Below are 17595 nucleotides of genomic sequence, written 5' to 3'. Positions count from 1 at the left end.
TCCTCGGTCAGTGGACGCGTTGGCGGGGAGCCCGGTCCAGTTGCAGGCGGATCGCCGTGGGCAAGGTATCCGTGCCCAGCGCTTCGCGGGCGCGGGAGAGGACTTTCGCGTCGAGCTCCCCCCACACCTGCTTGACGTCGGTGCCCTCCTGCAGCGACAGCGTCAGCCGCAGCGACGGGCGCTGCTCGGTACCGGCCATCCGGACCCGCGCCCGGTTGACGCCGGTGACCTGTTCGGCGTCGGCGCGCACCGCCTCGGTCAGCGCTGCGGCGGTCACCGTCAGCTCGCCGTTGCCGCGTTCCAGCCGCATGTCAGGGCGGGATTCCGGGCGCAGTGCACGGGCCACCCACCACAGGCCCAGGACGAACAGCACGACGCCGAGCGCGATCCCGATGCCGAGGGCGAGCTGCGAGTTCTCGCTCAGCCACTGCACCAGGATCGGGTCCGCCAGCGGGCGCTGCGCCCGGAACAGGCCGAGCCAGCCGGTCCCGACCAGCAGCACCGCGGCACCGAGCAGCACGGCGAGCACCGCGATCAGCACGACCACGCCGCGTTCGAAGCCCATGCCGCGGCCGGTGGGGGTGGTGCTCGGCTTGATCTCGGTCATCGGCGCTCCTTGGGCGCGCTCACCGACACCAGCACCTTCGGCGTGCTGCGCAGCGGCAGGTCCTGCACGGCGGTCTCGGCGGTCTCGGTCACCCGCTCCTGCAGGTCCCCGAACTCCTTGAACTGCGAACTGGCCTTGACCTGCACGCGCTTGGCGCTGGCGGTGACCGCGGCGGTGGCGACGCCGTCCTGGTCGCGCACCTGGTGCCCGACCAGCCGGGCCAGCGAACGCGGATCGGTGGTCACCGTGACCTCCGGGGCCGGGTCGTGCAGCCGGATCTCCCGCCGCCGCGAACCCGTCACGACCAGCAGCAGGACCAGCCCGGCCACGAGCACCAGCGCGGCGGTCACCCGGACCGGCGCGTCGTCCCACGACGTCACGCTGAGCGCGGCGTGGATGCGCTGCCAGGGCACGATCACACCGCCGCGGCCCGGCTGCACCAGCGCTGCCACCGCCTCGATCGCCAGCACCGCGCCAGCAGCCGCGACGGCGGCGCCGAGCAGCGTCGTGATCAGGCGAACCAGAAAGCGCATGTCCTCACTCCACCCGCGGTGGCGCGTCCGCGGCGATCAGCCCGGACACGGTCACGTCGACGGTGCGCACCTGGCAGTCGGCCAGGCGCGTCAGCTCTTCGCCGATCCGGGTGCGCAGCTCCGCGACGGCCTCGCGGACCGGCGCCGGGTAGCGCAGCGCGACGTCCAGCCGGATCCGCAGCGCGTCGTCCGGGCCGGACACCTGGGCGCTCGCCCCGTGCTCGCCGAGCCCGACCCCGGCGATCCGGCGGCGGGTGCGCGCGCAACCCGGGTCCTGGTCGGCGGTGTGCTCGGCGATCTTGCGCAGGACCGAGCGGCTGATGTGCAACCGGCCCCGGTCGGCCGGGTCGGCGCGCTCGGCGGCCTCGGTGCTCATCGGTCGCGTCCGCGGCCGAGGATGTCGCCGATCTCCAGCTCGCCGTCCAGCAACCGGCCGACCACCAGCCCGAGCGCGCCGACCAGCAGCGCGATCAGGAAACCGGTGAACCCGCCGATCGCGGCGGCCAGGCCGAGGATCAGCCCGGCGAGCAGACCGGTCTGTGTCCAATTCATCTGGCAAACCCTCCAAAGGACTGGCTCGGTGCCCGATCCCGACGAAGATCGACACCGGTGCGGGGAAAGGCTCTCATCGGACCCGGGGCGGCTGCTTGCGGCGGGCTCGCCGGTCGCGGATCCGGCGCAGCAGCCCGCGGATCCCGCGCGGCCGGTGCACCACCTCGATCGGCGCGTCGTAGCGATCGCGGCCCGCGCGCAGTTCGGCGAGCCCGGCGGCGAAGGCCTCCGGGTCGCCCCCGACGTCCGGGTGGTTCTCCCGGACGAACGCGCGGATCGCGCGGCGGGTGTCCGGATCCTGCTGCACAGCGACCATCATGCGCCCTCCGGCGGATCGCCGGGGCCGAGCACGTCGGCCACCGTGATGTCCACCGGAACCCCGCCGGCGGCCGCGGTCAGCTCGCCGCGCAGCTCCGCGACCACCTCCGGCAGCGGCCGGTCCAACCGCAGCACCACCGCGATCTCGACCGCGTCGTCGCCCACCCGGACCCCGGCGATCCGCTGCCCGGGCTGGTAGGTGGCGATCTCGCCGTACCGGCCGCCGTGCAGCCGCACCACCGAGGGGTGGGCCAGCACCCGGTCGGCCAGCTCGCTGGCGGAAACCTGCTCCGGCATTCGGTGGACGTCCTCCTGGGGATCGGGTGGTCGGCTACTCGATCATTCGACGCGGGAAGTGGTGGGCTGGGCGGGTTCTTCGCCGTCCTCGCTGGGCAGGTGGATGTCGTTGACCGCGATGTTGACCTCGATGACCTCCAGCCCGGTCATCCGCTCGACCGCGGTGATCACGTTGCGCCGCACCGCGCGCGCGAGGTCCACGATGGACGCCCCGTACTCGACCACGATGTCCAGGTCGACCGCGGCCTGCTTCTCGCCGACCTCGACCTGCACGCCGGAGGTGGAGGAAGTGCCGCTGCCGCCGGGGATCCGCTCCCGGATGGCGCCGAAGGCGCGGGAGACCCCGCCGCCCATCGCGTACACCCCGGAGATCTCGCGGGCCGCTATCCCGGCGATCTTCTGCACCACCGAGGCCGCGATGGTGGTCTTGCCCTGGGAGGTCTCGTCGGCCGGCCGGGCCGGTGCCGCACTGGTGCGGGTCTCTGGGATCCGCCGGCTCTCGTTGCTGCGCTCGTCCGAAGAGGACTGCGCCTTCTGGGTGCCTCCGCTGTCCTGTGCCATGGAAATACCGCTCCTTCCCGGTTGCGCCGAAGCCGCGGCCCGGCGTGATCTGCTCTGAATCGGATGCGCGCACCCGATCTGATCTTGCTCGGCCGGGCGCCGCATCGCCAATCTCATGTCGTCCTCGGCGGTTCGACGTCGGCGATGCGCACCCACACCGCCGGTGCTCCCGCGCCCAGGACGCGCCGCAGCGCGGAGCTCAGCTCCTGCTGGATCTGCTCGGTCAGCGTCGCGGGCAGCAGGTAGCGCACCGCCAAGTCCACCTGGACCTCGTCGGCGTCGCCGACGCACCCGCGCAGGTGCATGCCCGGGTGCCGGGCGAGGATCTCCGCGCACAGCTGCCGGGTCAGCAGCACCACCGCCCGCGGGTGGATCTGCAGCACGCCGCCTTCCTGGGTGAGCTCGACCGGCGCCGCGCCGAGTCCGCCGCGAACTCCGCGGACCGTCACGAGGGCGCGTTCCACCAGACCGTGCGGCGGGTCGACCGGGATCCGCGCGGTGCGCTGCACGGGTGCCCAGACGGACTCCAGCTCGGCCAGTTCGGCCTGGCAGTGCGGGCAGGTCCGGGCGTGCGCGGCGAGCTCGGGCGGGGCGCTGCCGGTCAGCACGTCGAGCAGCTCGGCATCGGTGCGGCCGCAGGGCAGCGGCGCGGAGTGATCAGCCATCGCGCATCTCCCGCAACCTGGCCAGCAGCGTCGTGCGCGCCCGGTGCAGCCGGGAACGCAACGCTGGTACCGGCACTTCGAGCACCTCTGCGATCTCCTCGTAGCTCAAGCCCTCCAGCTCCCGCAACACGAGGGGAACACGTTGCGACGGTTCGAGCGCGTTGATGGCCCGGTGCACGAGCGCAGCCTCCTCGCTGCGGACCGCGTGACCCTCCGGATCGACCGCGTCCCGGCCGGAGAGCACCTCCGCCGTCGGCTCCAGCGGCACCGTGGGCTTGCGGCGGCGGACCTGGGCCAAGGCCGAGTTGGTGACCACCCGGTACAGCCAGGTGGTCGGGGCCGAATCGCCGCGGAACCGGGCCAGACCCCGCCAAGCCGACACCCACGCCTCCTGCACCGCGTCCTCGGCCTCCGCGGAATCGCTGAGGATCCGGTGGGCGATCCGGTACATGGTGGCGGTGTGCCTGCGGACCAGCTCGTCGAAGGCGGTCGCGTCGCCGCGTTGCGCGGCGGCCACGAGCGCCTGGTCGGTGCTGGCCCCAACAGTCACTCGCGCATTCTCGCGTAACGGGTGAACAGCAGCGATTCCGCGTGCAGAACGGACTCCAGCCGCATCCGGTGGGCCGATCCGAGGCCGGTGCCCGCGGCGATCCGGCCGGCGTCGCCGCTGGTCAGCATCGGTGACAGGGTCAGGCACAGCTCGTCGACGAGGTCCTGGTCGATCAGCGAGCCGAACAGCGTCGGTCCGCCTTCGCAGCCGATGCGGCGCAGCCCGCGCTCGTCCAGCGCGGCCAGCGCCGCCCGCAGATCCACGTCCTCGTCCCCGGTGACGACCACGTCGGCTCCCGCGTCGGCGAGCTCGGCCCGGCGCTGGGCGGGGGCGGCCTCGGTGGTGAGCACGATGGGCGGCACCAGGGTGTCGGTCAGCAGCGGCGACTCCGGGGGCAGCGATGCGTGCTTGGTGACCAGTGCGATCGGCGGGATCTCCGACAGGCCGAGCTGCGCGCGCCGCTCGGTGCTGACCTCGGTGCGCTTGATGCCGCGGTAGCGCTCGGTCATCGCGGTGCCGACGCCGACCAGCACCACGTCGGAGAGCTCCCGGATCAGGCGCAGCACCCGCTGGTCCACCGGCGAGGACAAGCCGCGCGAACGGCCCTGCACGGTGGCCGCGCCGTCGAGGCTGGAGACGAAGTTGACCCGCACCCAGGGCCGTTCCAGCTGCTCGGGATAGGCGTAGAACCGTTCCAGATCGTCGTCCACCTGCTGCGCGCCGTCCAACGGCCAGAGTTCGTCCACCACGTGCCAATCCCACCACGATCGCCGGGGTCGTGGGTGAGCAGGAGCACGTGCCCGCACGGCCGGGCGGGCCGATGTCCGGTTATAGAGTCGGCGTATGAGTTTCCCGCGTCTGGTGGACCGCCGTCCTGACCTCACCCCGGACGAGCTGGTCCAGGCGATGACCCCGCCACCCATGTTCGACGCGGTGCGCTTCGACACCTACCTGCCCAACCCCGACGAGCCCAGCCAGTCCGAAGCCGTCCGGGAGTGCGCGGCCTTCGCCGAGCGGATCAACTCCGACGGCGGCGGGTCGTGGCTGCGCGGGGTGTTCGGCCGCAAGAAGCCCGACAGCGGCAAGCGCGGCCTCTACCTCGACGGCGGGTTCGGCGTCGGCAAGACCCACCTGCTGGCCTCGCTGTGGCACGCCACCGAGGGGCGCAAGTCCTTCGGCACGTTCGTCGAGGTGACCAGCCTGGTCGGCGCGCTCGGCTTCGCCGAGACCGTCCGGCGGCTCTCCGAGCACAAGCTGCTGGCCATCGACGAGTTCGAGCTGGACGACCCCGGCGACACGATGCTCGTCACCCAGCTGATCGCGAAGCTCACCGACGCCGGTGTGCACGTCGCGGCCACCTCCAACACGCTGCCGGACAAGCTCGGCGAGGGCCGGTTCGCGGCGGCGGACTTCCTCCGCGAGATCCACGCGATGTCGGCCCGCTTCGGCGTCGTGCGGGTGGACGGCCCGGACTACCGGCACCGCGGGCTGCCGGACGCGCCGCCGCCGATGAGCGACGACGAGCTGCACCGGCTCGCGGAGGCGACCGACGGCTCGACGCTGGACGACTTCGACGAGCTGTGCGACTTCCTCGCCGGCGTGCACGCCTCGAAGTACGGCCGGCTGGTCGACGACGTGACCGCGGTCCACCTCAGCGGGGTGCACGCGGCCCCCGACCAGGACGTGGCCCTGCGCCTGGTCGCCCTCGCCGACCGCCTCTACGACCGTTCGATCCCGGTGCGGGTCTCGGGTGAATCGCTCTCGACGCTGTTCACCGAGGAGATGCTGCACGGCGGTTACCGCAAGAAGTACCTCCGCGCGATCAGCCGCCTGACGGCCCTCTCCCGGGACCTCGCCACGTCCTGACGCCCCGTGAGCACTTTCCGGTGCTATAGCCCCGCAAAGTGCTCACGGGGCGGGCTCAGCGGGCCAGGACTTCGGTGATCGCGTCGAGGCCGGTGTCGAGGTCTTCGCGGCTGATCACCAGGGGCGGGGCGAGGCGGAGGGTGGTGTCCTGGGTTTCCTTGCAGAGGACACCGCGTTCGAGGAGGGCTTCGCTGGCCTGGCGGCCGGTGGGGCCACCAGGGGCGATCTCGACGCCGGCCCAGAGACCGCGGCCCCGGACCTCCAGGGCGCCGCGGCCGACGAGTTCGCCGAGGCGGGCGTGCATGTGGGCGCCGAGTTCGCGGGAGCGCTCCTGGAACTCGCCGGTGCTCAGCAGGCGGATCACCGCGCGGCCGACCGCGCAGGCCAGCGGGTTGCCGCCGAAGGTCGAGCCGTGCTGGCCGGGCTGCAGGACGCCGATGACGTCGTCGCGGCCGACCACCGCGGACACCGGCAGGATGCCGCCGCCCAGCGCCTTGCCCAGCGTGTAGAGGTCGGCGCGGATGCCGTCGTGCGCGCTGGCCAGCAGCTCGCCGGTGCGGGCCAGGCCGGACTGGATCTCGTCGGCGATCAGCAGCGCCCCGTGCTCGTCGCAGAGCCGCCGCAGGCGCGGCAGGTAGTCGGCGGGCGGCACGACCACGCCGGCCTCGCCCTGGATCGGCTCGACCAGGACCGCCGCGGTGCGCTCGTTGATCGCGGCCTCGACCGCGGCGGCGTCGCCGTACTCGGTGATGCGGAAGCCCGGGGTGAACGGGCCGAACTCGTTGCGCGCGTCCGGGTCGGTGGAGAACGACACGATCGTGGTGGTGCGGCCGTGGAAGTTGGAGCCGGCGACGATGATCTCCGCCTGGTTCTCCGGCACGCCCTTGACCTGGTAGGCCCACTTCCGGGCGATCTTGATGGCCGACTCGACGGCCTCCGCGCCGGAGTTCATCGGCAGCACCCGGTCGGTGCCGGTGAGCTCGGCGAGCTCCTGGCAGAACGGGCCGAGCTGGTCGTGGTGGAACGCGCGGCTGGTCAGCGTGACGCGGCCGAGCTGCTCGGTGGCCGCGGCGACCAGCGCGGGGTGGCCGTGGCCGAAGTTCAGGGCCGAGTACCCGGCCAGGAAGTCCAGGTGGCGCCGTCCGTCCACATCGGTCATCCAGGCGCCGGACGCCTCGGCGATCACGACCGGCAGCGGGTGGTAGTTGTGCGCGCTGTACTGGTCGTCGAGGGCGCGGAACGCGGCGGCCTTCGACGAGGAATCGAGGTGCGACGGAACGGCAGTCATGGACACAAGGTTATGTCGCGGGCTGTGGAGATTTCAGCCGCGAGGTGTTGCTTGCGGCGACGCTTCGTTGCGTGGTTCGAGCCGGTGTCGTCCGTTCGTTGTCCCATCGGGGGAACTCCGCGACCGCGCGCCATCATGTGGGGAGCGGGTCGTTCGCAGCTGCGGAAGGTGGAGCGCCGATGCCGGAGATGGGTGAGTACCGCGTGTACCTGGGCGCCTACACGGGCGCGGAGTCGTCGGCCGACGGCATCCGGCTGGCCGTCGCCGACGGGAGCGGCTCGCTGCGGTGCGCGGAGGTCGTCGCCGAGGTCCACGATCCGTCGTTCCTGGCGCTGTCTCCGGACGGGTCCACGTTGTTCGCGGTCAGCGAGCAGCGCGACGGCCGTGTCCTGTCGTTCGAGGTCCGCGAGGACGGCGCGCTCCAGGAGCTCAACTCGCAGCCGACGCTCGGCGCCGACCCGTGCCACCTGAGCGTGCACCCGTCCGGCAAGTACCTGCTGACCGCGAACTACCAGTCCGGGAACCTGGTGGTGCACCCGATCGACACCGGGGGAGTGCTGCGCGAACCGTGCCACGTCGTCCAGCACAGCGGCAGCGGCCCGAACCCGAAGCGCCAGGAAGGGCCGCACGCGCACCAGGTGCTGTCCGATCCGGCCGGTGGGTACGTGCTCGCGGTGGACCTGGGTACCGATTCGGTCTACGTCTACGGGTTCGACGTGGACAGCGGGCACCTGGGGCTCGAGCACGAGGTGTCGCTGCGCGCCGGGGCCGGGCCGCGGCACCTGGCGTTCCACCCGGACGGGGAGCGCGCGTACCTGGTCAACGAGCTGGCCTCGTCGGTCACCGAGTTCGGCTACGACCCGTCGAGCGGTGCGCTGGAACCGGGGCGGACGCTCAGCGCGCTGCCGCCGGACTACGGCAAGCCGAGCCTGGCCGCCGAGGTGGTGGTGACCCCGGACGGCCGGTTCGTGCTCGCCTCCAACCGCGGGCACGACAGCATCGCGGTGTTCCAGGCCGACGCCAGCGACGGCCAGTTCCGGCTGCTCGACATCCGCCCGGCGGGGGTGGCCGGGCCCCGCCACATCGCGCTGTCCCCGGACGGCCGGGTCCTGTTCGCCGCGGGCCAGCACAGCAACGACGTCCAGGCGTTCGCGATCTCGCTGGACGGCGAGCTGTCCCCGGTCGGTGACCCCGTCGCCACTCCGGTGCCAGTTTGCGTCCTTCCGGTGCCAATCGTGGCACAACGTGCTTGACGTCTAATTTCCTCAGGTAAACGACGCTGTTGACGCGACGCTGAAGTCTGCTTGTGTCTAGGCGGGGCACATTTCTTCTTGCGATGGCACCACGATGGTGCCATGATGATGCCATGGATCTCACGACGTACGTCGACAACCTGCGCCACCAGCTCGCGGTCGCCGCCGAAGCGAGCGGGGAGGACGCCCGCGCGCTCGCCGAGCGCCTCACCGCGCCGATGGACTCGGCCGTCCGGCTCACCCTGCTGGACGCGTTGTCGGCGGCCGCCGACGAGATCACCCGGGACCTCGCCCCGGGCTCGGTCGACCTGCGGCTCCGCGGCGGAAGTCCCGATTTCGTGGTGACCCTGCCGCCGTCCGACGAGGACGCCCACGTCGAGGCGAGTTCGGAACCCGCGCCGCCGCAAGCTCCGCAGGACGGCGACGAGGGGGCGATGACGCGGATCAACCTCCGCCTGCCCGAGCACCTCAAGGTCCAGATCGAGGCGGCCGCCAACCGCGACGGCCTGTCGGCCAACGCCTGGCTCGTCCGGGCCGCGACCGCCGCGCTGGAACCGAGCAGCCGTCCCACCCGCCGCGCCCCGCGCGGTGCGCAGCGCTACACCGGCTGGGTCCGCTAACCGCCCACCGCCGGAGCTTCACCTCACCGCACATCCCCGACCAGCGGGGATGCCCATCGAACACATCAGGAGGGCACCGCCATGCCTGAATTCGACACGCCCGAACCGATCTCGGCCGCCATCGAGCTCGCGCTCGGCGACGTCCGGATCATCGCGAGCGACCGGGCCACCACGGTCGTCGAAGTGCGCCCCACCGACAGCTCCGCCAGCTTGGACGTCACCACCGCGGAGCAGGTCCGGGTCACCTGCTCGCGCGGGAACCTGCGGATCAAGGGGCCGAAGGGGTGGGCGCCGTTCAACAAGGTCGGCTCCGTGGACGTGGTCGTCGAGCTGCCCGCCGGTTCGCAGGTCCGCGCCGAATCGGCGGCCGTGGGCTTCCGCAGCGAAGGGGACCTCGGGGAGTGCCGGTTCAAGACCGCCACCGGTGACCTGCAGCTCGACCGGACCGATGCGCTGAGCCTGAGCACCGCGGCGGGCGACGTCGTCGTCGAGCACGTCGCCGGTCGCGCCGAGATCAACACCCACAGCGGCAGCGTGCGGCTCACCGAGGTCGGCGGCTCGGCTTCGATCAAGAACTCCAACGGCGCCACCTGGGTCGGGCGGATCGCCGGGGATCTCCGGGTGGTGGCGGCGAACGGGCACGTCTCCGTCGACGCCGCGGAGGCGTCCCTGGAGGTCAAGAACGCCAACGGGAACATCCGCGTCGGCGAGGTCGTCCGCGGTACCGCGTCGCTGGTGACGGCGATGGGCGACGTGGAGGTCGGCGTCCGCGAGGGCACTTCGGCCTGGCTCGACGCGCGGTCCTCCTTCGGGCGGCTGGACAACTCGCTGACCGCCGCGGACGGTCCCGCCGCACCCGACGAGAAGGTGGAGCTGCGCGTCCGCACCTCGTTCGGCGACATCGCCGTCCGCAGGTCGGGCGCGGCCTGAGTGCTCAGAGCATCCGGGTGTCGTAGCGTCCCGGCGCGTACTGCTGGAGGGCGGTGCGAAGCCGGCGGATCTCCTGGCGGCGGGTCATCCAGCCGCCAGTGGTGCCGACGGGGAAGATGCGGGCTCCGCCGTGGTGCGGGCGCATGCGGTGCCAGAGCGAGGAGCGCTGGGCCGCGCCGTCGGTGAACCACACCGCGACGGAGGCCCGCTTGCCGCTGCCCACCACGCCGACCCGCTGGACCTGGCTCCACGGGATTTCCCGATGCATGCCCAGCCGGGAGATCAGCAGTCCATCGCTGTTGACCTTCAGGCGCAGGCTGGGCAGCAGCGCCCTGGCCACCGACCAGGCGGCGCTGAGGCCCAGCAGCAGCATGCCGAGCTGGAAGATCATGAGCTTGTTGCTCGAACCGAGGCCGTGCCCCGCCAGCCGGTCCGCGGCGATCATGATCAGCACGACGACCAGCGCCGACAGCAGCGCGCGGAAGCGTCCGGCGGTGGTGAACGTCGGGCCGGGGTTGTCCCGGCGCACCTGCGGTTGGTGGGAGGTCGCCCGCGGCTGCGCCGGAACGATCTTGCCCCGCTGCGGCTCGGCCGCGTTCCGCGCCGGAGCGACCGGCGCAGGCGGTGCGGCCGGAACCGGTGCGACCGGGGCTTGCGGCGCAGGCGCGGGACCGGCCTGGGTGTAGGTGCGGGTCGCGGACTTGGGCTGCGCGGTGGGCTGCGGCGGGGGAGTGTCCGGGTGCTGCGCGCTGGCCGTCTGCAGCTGCGTGGCGTGCTGGGCGATCACGTCGGTGATCACCGGCGGGAGCCACTGGTCCCCGTGCGGGCTGGACTCGCCGATCTCGTCCAGCATCTGGCTCGGGGTCGGCCGGGCCGCCGGGTCCTTGGCCAGGCACGCGGCCAGCAGCGGTCGCAGGCCGTCCGGCACGTCGGACAGGTCCGGGTCGGTGTGCGCGACCCGGTACAGCAGGGTCGCGGTGCTCTCCTCGCCGAACGGGCCGCGACCGGTCGCGGCGAACACCAGCACCGCGCCCAGCGAGAAGACGTCGCTGGGCGGGCCGACCTCGTCGCCCAGGGTCTGCTCGGGGGAGAAGAAGCCGGGCGTGCCGAGGAACATCCCGGTCGCCGTCAGCGCGTTGCCGGTCATCGCCCGCGAGATGCCGAAGTCGATGACGCGCGGACCGTCCGGGCCGAGCAGCACGTTGGCCGGCTTCAGGTCGCGGTGCACCAGGTCGGCGCGGTGGATCGCGATCAGCGCCTCGGCCAGCCCGGCGGCCAGGCTGCGCACCGTGGCCTCCGGCAGCGGCCCGTGGTCGGACACCGCCTGGTGCAGGTTCGGGCCGGGCACGTACTCGGTGGCCAACCAGGGCTGCTCGGCGTCCGGGTCGGAGTGCACCACCGCGGCGGTCCAGAACCCGCCGACCGAGCTCGCGGCCACCGCTTCCCGGCGGAACCGCTCCCGGAACTCCGGGTCCTCGGCGAGATCGGGCCGGATGACCTTGACCGCCACGACCCGGCCGCCGCGCGAGCGGCCGAGGTAGACCCCGCCCATCGCCCCACGGCCCAACCGGGCGAGCAGCCGGTAATCGCCGACCCGGTTCGGGTCGCTGGCCAGCAACGGCTGCACGGGCTATCGGCCTCCAGTCCACGTGATCGCGCATTCGTCCCTTTCGAGCTTACGGATCCCGGCCGTCCCGGGGTTCACGAATACCCGAACTGCTGGTTCCGGCGGCTTGCCGAGCGGTGTTCGAACTGCTGTCGTGAGGTGGCTGGTAATCGAATACTTGGCTTCGTTCCAACCCTTTCTCGGGGTCGGTGTTGTGGGTATGATCCGGCGCACTGCGAGCCCGAGGAACGATCAACGCGGATCTGAGGAGGCACGCGTGACGTCCACCGACCAGCTCCGCCCCGCTGTGGCGCTGCACGGCGTGGGCAAGTCGTTCCCGGGAGTGGTGGCGGTATCGGACGTCACGCTGAGCGTTCCGCCAGGTGAGGTGCACGTTTTCGCCGGCGAGAACGGCGCGGGCAAGTCGACTTTGATGAAGCTGATCGCGCAGGTCGAACCGCCGAGCCGCGGGTACGTCGAACTGGACGGTGCGCGCGTGGAGCACCACGGTCCCGGTGCGGCGCGTCGGCTCGGCGTGTCGATGGTGCACCAGGAGTTCGCGCTGGCCCCGGACCTGTCGGTGGCGGAGAACCTGTTCATCGGCCACGAACCCGGCCGCGGCGGGTGGATCTCCCGGTCCGCCGAACGCCGCGCCGCCCGCGAACTGCTCGCCGAGGTCGGGCTCGACATCGACCCGGCACGTCGCGTCGCGCAGCTGTCCACAGCGGAGCAGCAGCGCGTCGAACTGGCGAAAGCCCTTGCGGTGCAGGCGAAAGTGCTCATCCTGGACGAGCCGACCGCGAGCCTGACCGAGGGCGAGGCCGAAGAGCTGTTCGGCATCGTCCGGGAGCTGACCGCCAAGGGCATCGCGGTCCTCTACATCTCGCACCGGCTGGACGAGATCTTCGAGATCGGCGACCGGGTCACCGTGATGCGCGACGGCGCGGTGGTGGCCACCCGACCGGTGGCGGAACTGGACGAAGCGCAGCTGGTGCAGCTCATGGTCGGCCGCGACGTGTCCAACCTCTACCCGCGCACCTACAACGAGCCCGGCGAGGTGCGGCTGCGGGTTTCCGGGCTCACCCGCGACGACGCGGTGCGCGACGTGTCCTTCGAGGTCCGCGCCGGCGAGATCGTCGGCCTGGCCGGGCTGGTCGGCGCTGGGCGGACCGAGTTGGCGCGCGCGGTGTTCGGCGCGGAACTGCCCGATGCGGGCACCATCGAGCTGGACGGCGAGCCCCTGCGCATCCGCGGCCCGGCCGACGCGATCGCCGCCGGGATCGGCTACCTGACCGAGAGCCGCAAGGCCGACGGGCTGGCCCTGCAACTGGGCGTGGACAAGAACATCACGATGGCCAAGCTGCCGATGCGCGCTGGGCTGATCGACCTGGCCGCCGAACACCGCATCGCCGAACGGGAACGCGACAGCCTGCGCATCCGGGTGCCGTGGGTGGGACGACCGGTGCGCCAGCTCTCCGGCGGCAACCAGCAGAAGGTGGTCCTGGCGCGCTGGCTGGAGACCGGCGCCGAGGTGCTGTTCTTCGACGAACCCGGCCGCGGCATGGACGTCGGCGCCAAGTCGGAGATGTTCCAGCAGATCGATTCGCTCGCGTCGCGGGGCGCGGCGGTGGTGCTCATCTCCAGCTATCTCCCGGAGTTGCTGAACATGTGCGACCGGATCCTGGTCATGCGCGGCGGCCGGATCACCGGCGAGGTCGGCCGCGCGGAGTTCTCCGAGGAACGCGTGGTCGCGCTGGCGACCGGAGCCCGCAACGTCGAGAACGGGGGCAACGATGACTGATCGCACCACCGATCCGTCCACATCGGACCGCGGCCTGCTCGGTGCGCTGGGCGACCGCATGTCCGGCGCGGTCTCGCAGGTCGCCGCGGCGGGTGCGCTGATCGTCGTGTTCGTGGTGCTGTCGATCATCGCGCCGTCGTTCCTGACCGCCGACAACCTGTTCAACCTGGGCTCGCAGACCTCGGTGAACGCGGTGATGGCGGTCGGCGTGACGCTGGTGATCATCACCGGCGGCATCGACCTGTCGGTGGGCTCGGTGGCCGCCCTGTCCGGGGTGGTCGGCGTGCTGCTGATGGCCGAGTACGGGTTCAACCCGCTGATCGGCATCCTCGGCGGTCTCGCCGTCGGCGCGGTGGCGGGCCTGGTGAACGGGCTGCTGGTGTCGGTGGTCGGGCTGCCGCCGTTCATCGCCACGCTGGGCATGCTCAGCGTCGGCCGGGGACTGGTGCTGATCGCCACCGGCGCGGTCGCGGTGTTCGGCGCGCCGGAGTCCTTCCGGCTGCTCGGGCAGGGCGTCATCAACGCGATCCCGATCCCGGTGGTGCTCATCGCGGTGGTCGCGGTGCTCGGGCACCTGGTGCTGACCCGCACCAGGCTGGGCCGCTACGCCTACGTGATGGGCTCGAACATGGAGGCCGCGCGGCTGTCCGGCGTGCCGGTGAAGCGCTACACGACCCTGGTCTACGTGCTCTCCGGTGCGCTGGCCGGGCTGGGCGGCATGATCGCGGCGTCGCGGATCAACTCCGGCCAGCCGAACTTCGGCGAGGGCCTCGAACTGGACGTCATCGCCGCGGTCGTGATCGGCGGCGCGAGCCTGTTCGGCGGTCGCGGCACGGTGCTGGGTTCGCTGATCGGAGCCTTCCTGGTGGCGGTCATCCGCAACGGCGCGGTCCAGCTCAACATCGGCACCTTCTACCAGAACGTGCTGATCGGCGTGATCATCTGGCTGGCGGTCTGGTGGGACCGCTACCAGCGGCGCAAGCTCGGCGGCGACGCCGGATGAGCGAAGGTGCACGGGCCTGCGCGCCGGGTCCTCCGCGATTTCAATGGAATTTCGAGGTCGAAATTCCATTGAAATCGCGCGGAACCCGCAGGCGATCCTGGTGACGGAGCAAGGGAGCTCGGGGATGAAGAAGGTTCTGACCGCGGCGTGCGTGCTGGTCTCGGTGGCGGCGGCCGGCTGCAGCGTCGGAGTGCGCGAGCAGACCGGCGGCGGCAACCAGCAGGGCGGGCCGATCAAGCTCGCCGTGGTGCCGAAGGCCATCGGATTCGACTTCTGGGAGAAGGTCCGGGTCGGTGCGGAGTGCGCGGGCTCCAAGCAGCCGGACGTCACCGTGCACTGGGACGGCGTGCACGCCGAGAGCGACGTCAGCGGGCAGCAGAGCCTGCTGCAGGACCTGCTGTCGCAGGGCGACGTGAAGGGCCTGGTCTACGCCGCGACCGACGCCAAGGCGCTGGCCGACGTCACCAAGTCCGCGCAGGGCCAGGGCACCACGGTGGTCAACATGGACTCCGGGACCACCCCGCAGCCGCCGGACGTCCCGGTCTACGCCACCAACAACGTCGCCGCCGCCGAGCAGGCCACCGACGTGCTGGCGCAGGAGCTCGGCGGGCGCGGCAAGGTGGCGTTCATCGAGTTCCAGCCCGGCACCAGCACCAACGAGACCCGCGCGCAGGGCTTCAAGCAGGGCATGGCCAAGCACCCGGGGCTGCAGCTGGTCGCGCAGCAGTCCAGCGACAGCGACTTCAACCGGGCGCTGCAGGTCACCCAGGACATCCTGACCGCCAACCCGGACCTCAACGGCATCTACGCGGCCAACGAGCCCAGCGTGCTCGGCGCGGCCGAAGCGGTTAGGCAGGCGGGCAAGGTCGGCCAGGTGAAGATCATCGGCTGGGACACCTCGGAAGGCGAGATCCAGGCGCTGCGCGACGGCGTGATCACCGGCCTGATCGCCCAGAACCCGTTCAAGATGGGCTACGCGGCGGTGAACGCGGCGGTGACCAAGATCCGCGGCGAGCAGAACCCGTCGCCGGACACCGACACCGGCTCGACACTCATCACCAAGCAGAACGTGGACAGCCCCGACGTCCAGAAGCTGCTCAACCCGACGTGCGAGAACCCGCCGGCCTGAGCCGGTGACCGCGGGCGGTGGTGAGCCGCCCGCGGTCGGGTCAGGCCGGCACCGCTGGGACCGGGTAGTCCGGTAGTTCGATGCCGTTGAACACCCGGGACATCTTGCGCTCCACCAGCGACTTGCGGGGGAGGTGCGGCAGCAGCCGGATCAGCTGGTGCTGCGCCCAGATGCCGAAGCGGCTGTTCGCCGAGAAGTGCTTGGCGTTGTCCGCGCCCATCTTCTGGTTCGCGGCGACGTAGTCGCGCATCTTCTCCTCGTAGGCGGTGAAGGCGGTCGCGTGGTCGCCGTCCGCTGCGGCCAGTTCGCCGGCCAGCACGTAGGCACCGACGAGGGCCAGCGTGGTTCCCTGCCCGGACAGCGGCGACGAGCAGTACGCGGCGTCGCCGAGCAGCGCCACCCGACCGGCCGACCAGCACGGCATGTGCACCTGGCTGCACGAGTCGAGGTGGAAGTCCGGCGTGCTGTCCAGCTGATCCAGCAACCACGGCACTTCCCAGCGCATGTGCTGCATGTGCTTGCGCAGCAACGCCTTCTGGCCCGCCGGGTCGCGGTGGTCGAAATCGGTGCTGCTGCCCGGGATGCTCAGCAGCGCCATCGCCTCCCGGTTGTCCCGGATGCTGCGGATCATCGCATTGCGCCCGGGTTCGGCGTAGCCGTTCATCCAGCGGTCGAGTCCGAGGCGGTTCGGCACCGTGAAGAACGCGAGCAGGAAGCCGAGATCACGCAGGTACCGCGATTCCGGGCCGAACACCAGCGAGCGCACCCCGGAGTGCAGGCCGTCCGCGCCGATCACCACGTCGAACGGCTCCGGCGGGCCGCTGGTGAAGGACGCCACCACGCCGTCGCTGGTCTGCTCGATGCCGATGATCGTCTCGTCGAACCGGTACTCGACGTCGTGCCGGGTCGCTTCGCGGTGACCGCGGGCGGTGGTGAGCCGCCCGCGGTCGGGTCAGGCCTGAGAGCTTGCAGGCGGACCGGGGGCTGTGGGCGGCCTCGTTCGACCTGATGGCGCAGGTCGACCACGTGCCCGAGATCCGGGACCAGCTGCGCCGGGGGATCCAGGCGGCGCGCACCGGCAACGTCGCGATGTTCGAGGGAGTGGACGAGGACACCGTCGACGACGAGCAGGCCAGGACCATAGGCTCGCTCTACTATGCGCTGCAGGCCGGGCTGGCGATCCAGTGGCTGGTCGACCCGGACAGCGCGCCCAGCGCCGACGACATCGTCGCCGGGCTCCGCGCGATCGCGGCCAAGGCCTCCGAAGCGGGCTGACCGGCTGGTGGACCGGTGGGGTGGAGGGGTAGAACCGACCGGTGGTCACCGCGATCCTCAACCCGCTGGTGCAGGAAGTCCTGGACCTGATCGGGATCTTCGCGTTCGCGCTCTCCGGGGCGCTGCTCGCCGTGCGCAAGCGGTTCGACATCGTCGGCATCGTGGTGCTGGCGGAGGTGACCGCGCTCGGCGGCGGCGTGTTCCGGGACCTGGTGATCGGCGCGGTGCCGCCGGTGGCCTTCACCGACCTCTCGTACTTCGGCACGCCGCTGATCGCCGCGGTGGCGGTGTTCTTCTGGCATCCGCGGCTGGCCCGGATCCGCCGGTTCGTGCTGTTCTTCGACGCGATCGGCCTGGGCGTGTTCTGCGTGGCGGGCAGCGTCAAAGCGCTCAACTACGGCATGGAGCCGTGGGCGACGATCGCGCTGGGCGCGGCGACCGCCATCGGTGGCGGAGCCATCCGCGACGTGCTGGCGGGGGAGATCCCGGCGCTGCTGCACCCGGAGAGCGAGATCTACGCGGTGCCGGCACTGCTGGGCAGCGCGATCGTCGCGCTGCTGGCGATCACCGGCACGCTGACCCCGATCACCAGCGCGATCGCCGCGCTGCTGGCGGTCGTGGTGCGCCTGCTGGCCCTGCGCTACGGCTGGCGCGCACCGCTGGCCCGCGGGTCGCTATGAGCCTTTTTCATCCTGTTCGGCCTGCGACTGCGAATAGCACGATCGGCGCCGCGCGGTGAGG

Annotated in this window: 21 protein-coding genes and 1 pseudogene; 9 read left to right on the top strand and 13 right to left on the bottom strand. The window is 71.7% G+C overall.

What is annotated here, in order from left to right:
* Positions 1–7: 7 nt before the first annotated feature.
* The 10 genes from amaP to OU415_RS07910 form a co-directional block, all read right to left on the bottom strand.
* Positions 8–607: an alkaline shock response membrane anchor protein AmaP gene (gene amaP / locus OU415_RS07955; protein ID WP_270947944.1), complete on the bottom strand. Its 600-nt coding sequence runs from the start codon at positions 605–607 to the stop codon at positions 8–10.
* Complete coding sequence (locus OU415_RS07950) at positions 604–1140, bottom strand: DUF6286 domain-containing protein (protein WP_270947943.1); 537 nt, start codon at positions 1138–1140, stop codon at positions 604–606. The genes amaP and OU415_RS07950 overlap by 4 nt, the downstream gene beginning before the upstream one ends.
* A gap of 4 nt (positions 1141–1144) precedes the next feature.
* Positions 1145–1516, bottom strand: a complete 372-nt coding sequence (locus tag OU415_RS07945) for an Asp23/Gls24 family envelope stress response protein (protein ID WP_270947942.1) — start codon at positions 1514–1516, stop codon at positions 1145–1147.
* Positions 1513–1692, bottom strand: coding sequence for a hypothetical protein (locus OU415_RS07940; protein ID WP_270947941.1), 180 nt, complete (start codon positions 1690–1692; stop codon positions 1513–1515). Before OU415_RS07940 ends, OU415_RS07945 begins: the two co-directional genes overlap by 4 nt.
* Positions 1693–1765: 73 nt before the next feature.
* Complete coding sequence (locus OU415_RS07935) at positions 1766–2011, bottom strand: hypothetical protein (protein WP_270947940.1); 246 nt, start codon at positions 2009–2011, stop codon at positions 1766–1768.
* Positions 2008–2307, bottom strand: a complete 300-nt coding sequence (locus OU415_RS07930) for a hypothetical protein (RefSeq protein WP_270947939.1) — start codon at positions 2305–2307, stop codon at positions 2008–2010. Before OU415_RS07930 ends, OU415_RS07935 begins: the two co-directional genes overlap by 4 nt.
* Before the next feature lie 42 nt (positions 2308–2349).
* The gene (locus tag OU415_RS07925; RefSeq protein ID WP_270947938.1) at positions 2350–2868 is read right to left on the bottom strand and encodes an Asp23/Gls24 family envelope stress response protein; all 519 of its coding nucleotides are present in this window, start codon (positions 2866–2868) and stop codon (positions 2350–2352) included.
* 113 nt (positions 2869–2981) lie between these two features.
* A complete protein-coding gene (locus OU415_RS07920; protein ID WP_270947937.1) occupies positions 2982–3533 on the bottom strand; it encodes an anti-sigma factor in 552 nt (183 codons plus the stop codon).
* The gene (locus OU415_RS07915) at positions 3526–4083 is read right to left on the bottom strand and encodes an RNA polymerase sigma factor (RefSeq protein ID WP_270947936.1); all 558 of its coding nucleotides are present in this window, start codon (positions 4081–4083) and stop codon (positions 3526–3528) included. The genes OU415_RS07920 and OU415_RS07915 overlap by 8 nt, the downstream gene beginning before the upstream one ends.
* On the bottom strand, positions 4080–4832 hold the full coding sequence (locus tag OU415_RS07910) for a pyrimidine reductase family protein (protein ID WP_270947935.1): 753 nt from the start codon (positions 4830–4832) through the stop codon (positions 4080–4082). Before OU415_RS07910 ends, OU415_RS07915 begins: the two co-directional genes overlap by 4 nt.
* Before the next feature lie 94 nt (positions 4833–4926).
* Here OU415_RS07910 and zapE point away from each other — a divergent pair, with 94 nt between their 5' ends.
* Entirely contained in the window at positions 4927–5949 is a 1023-nt protein-coding gene (gene zapE / locus OU415_RS07905) for a cell division protein ZapE (protein ID WP_270947934.1), read from the top strand.
* 55 nt (positions 5950–6004) lie between these two features.
* Here zapE and rocD read toward each other — a convergent pair whose 3' ends face one another.
* The gene (rocD, locus tag OU415_RS07900) at positions 6005–7237 is read right to left on the bottom strand and encodes an ornithine--oxo-acid transaminase (RefSeq protein WP_270947933.1); all 1233 of its coding nucleotides are present in this window, start codon (positions 7235–7237) and stop codon (positions 6005–6007) included.
* Between the two features lie 179 nt (positions 7238–7416).
* Between rocD and OU415_RS07895 the strand changes: the two genes are divergently transcribed.
* From OU415_RS07895 to OU415_RS07885, 3 genes are all read left to right on the top strand, one after another.
* The gene (locus OU415_RS07895) at positions 7417–8490 is read left to right on the top strand and encodes a lactonase family protein (RefSeq protein WP_270947932.1); all 1074 of its coding nucleotides are present in this window, start codon (positions 7417–7419) and stop codon (positions 8488–8490) included.
* 113 nt (positions 8491–8603) lie between these two features.
* Entirely contained in the window at positions 8604–9110 is a 507-nt protein-coding gene (locus tag OU415_RS07890; protein WP_270947931.1) for a hypothetical protein, read from the top strand.
* Between the two features lie 81 nt (positions 9111–9191).
* Positions 9192–10040, top strand: a complete 849-nt coding sequence (locus OU415_RS07885; protein WP_270947930.1) for a DUF4097 family beta strand repeat-containing protein — start codon at positions 9192–9194, stop codon at positions 10038–10040.
* 4 nt (positions 10041–10044) lie between these two features.
* Here OU415_RS07885 and OU415_RS07880 read toward each other — a convergent pair whose 3' ends face one another.
* Complete coding sequence (locus OU415_RS07880; protein WP_270947929.1) at positions 10045–11667, bottom strand: serine/threonine-protein kinase; 1623 nt, start codon at positions 11665–11667, stop codon at positions 10045–10047.
* 256 nt (positions 11668–11923) lie between these two features.
* Here OU415_RS07880 and OU415_RS07875 point away from each other — a divergent pair, with 256 nt between their 5' ends.
* The 3 genes from OU415_RS07875 to OU415_RS07865 all read left to right on the top strand — a co-directional run bounded on the left by OU415_RS07875 (position 11924) and on the right by OU415_RS07865 (position 15579).
* A complete protein-coding gene (locus OU415_RS07875; RefSeq protein ID WP_270947928.1) occupies positions 11924–13447 on the top strand; it encodes a sugar ABC transporter ATP-binding protein in 1524 nt (507 codons plus the stop codon).
* Complete coding sequence (locus tag OU415_RS07870) at positions 13440–14450, top strand: ABC transporter permease (protein ID WP_270947927.1); 1011 nt, start codon at positions 13440–13442, stop codon at positions 14448–14450. The genes OU415_RS07875 and OU415_RS07870 overlap by 8 nt, the downstream gene beginning before the upstream one ends.
* Positions 14451–14574: 124 nt before the next feature.
* Entirely contained in the window at positions 14575–15579 is a 1005-nt protein-coding gene (locus OU415_RS07865) for a substrate-binding domain-containing protein (protein ID WP_270947926.1), read from the top strand.
* Between the two features lie 40 nt (positions 15580–15619).
* Here OU415_RS07865 and OU415_RS07860 read toward each other — a convergent pair.
* Positions 15620–16480: pseudogene (locus OU415_RS07860) on the bottom strand (FAD-dependent monooxygenase); the annotation flags it as partial.
* A gap of 65 nt (positions 16481–16545) precedes the next feature.
* Here OU415_RS07860 and OU415_RS07855 point away from each other — a divergent pair.
* Together OU415_RS07855 and OU415_RS07850 are read left to right on the top strand one after the other, a co-directional pair.
* Entirely contained in the window at positions 16546–16854 is a 309-nt protein-coding gene (locus OU415_RS07855) for a TetR family transcriptional regulator C-terminal domain-containing protein (protein WP_270947925.1), read from the top strand.
* 41 nt (positions 16855–16895) lie between these two features.
* Entirely contained in the window at positions 16896–17534 is a 639-nt protein-coding gene (locus tag OU415_RS07850; RefSeq protein WP_270947924.1) for a trimeric intracellular cation channel family protein, read from the top strand.
* The last annotated feature ends 61 nt before the right edge of the window (positions 17535–17595 follow it).

This window comes from Saccharopolyspora oryzae (assembly GCF_027853915.1).
GTDB classification, from domain to species: Bacteria; Actinomycetota; Actinomycetes; order Mycobacteriales; family Pseudonocardiaceae; genus Saccharopolyspora; species Saccharopolyspora oryzae.
This window is presented reverse-complemented; position numbering and strand designations above follow the sequence as displayed.

Excerpts from the sequence above, each read along its gene's own strand:
- OU415_RS07935 (WP_270947940.1), bottom strand. The coding sequence starts at position 2,011 with ATGATGGTCGCTGTGCAGCAGGATCCGGACACCCGCCGCGCGATCCGC.
- OU415_RS07950 (WP_270947943.1), bottom strand. The coding sequence starts at position 1,140 with ATGCGCTTTCTGGTTCGCCTGATCACGACGCTGCTCGGCGCCGCCGTC.
- OU415_RS07895 (WP_270947932.1), top strand. The coding sequence starts at position 7,417 with ATGCCGGAGATGGGTGAGTACCGCGTGTACCTGGGCGCCTACACGGGC.
- rocD (WP_270947933.1), bottom strand. The coding sequence starts at position 7,237 with ATGACTGCCGTTCCGTCGCACCTCGATTCCTCGTCGAAGGCCGCCGCG.
- OU415_RS07925 (WP_270947938.1), bottom strand. The coding sequence starts at position 2,868 with ATGGCACAGGACAGCGGAGGCACCCAGAAGGCGCAGTCCTCTTCGGAC.
- OU415_RS07945 (WP_270947942.1), bottom strand. The coding sequence starts at position 1,516 with ATGAGCACCGAGGCCGCCGAGCGCGCCGACCCGGCCGACCGGGGCCGG.
- OU415_RS07930 (WP_270947939.1), bottom strand. The coding sequence starts at position 2,307 with ATGCCGGAGCAGGTTTCCGCCAGCGAGCTGGCCGACCGGGTGCTGGCC.
- OU415_RS07885 (WP_270947930.1), top strand. The coding sequence starts at position 9,192 with ATGCCTGAATTCGACACGCCCGAACCGATCTCGGCCGCCATCGAGCTC.
- amaP (WP_270947944.1), bottom strand. The coding sequence starts at position 607 with ATGACCGAGATCAAGCCGAGCACCACCCCCACCGGCCGCGGCATGGGC.
- OU415_RS07870 (WP_270947927.1), top strand. The coding sequence starts at position 13,440 with ATGACTGATCGCACCACCGATCCGTCCACATCGGACCGCGGCCTGCTC.
- OU415_RS07940 (WP_270947941.1), bottom strand. The coding sequence starts at position 1,692 with ATGAATTGGACACAGACCGGTCTGCTCGCCGGGCTGATCCTCGGCCTG.
- zapE (WP_270947934.1), top strand. The coding sequence starts at position 4,927 with ATGAGTTTCCCGCGTCTGGTGGACCGCCGTCCTGACCTCACCCCGGAC.
- OU415_RS07890 (WP_270947931.1), top strand. The coding sequence starts at position 8,604 with ATGGATCTCACGACGTACGTCGACAACCTGCGCCACCAGCTCGCGGTC.
- OU415_RS07865 (WP_270947926.1), top strand. The coding sequence starts at position 14,575 with ATGAAGAAGGTTCTGACCGCGGCGTGCGTGCTGGTCTCGGTGGCGGCG.
- OU415_RS07920 (WP_270947937.1), bottom strand. The coding sequence starts at position 3,533 with ATGGCTGATCACTCCGCGCCGCTGCCCTGCGGCCGCACCGATGCCGAG.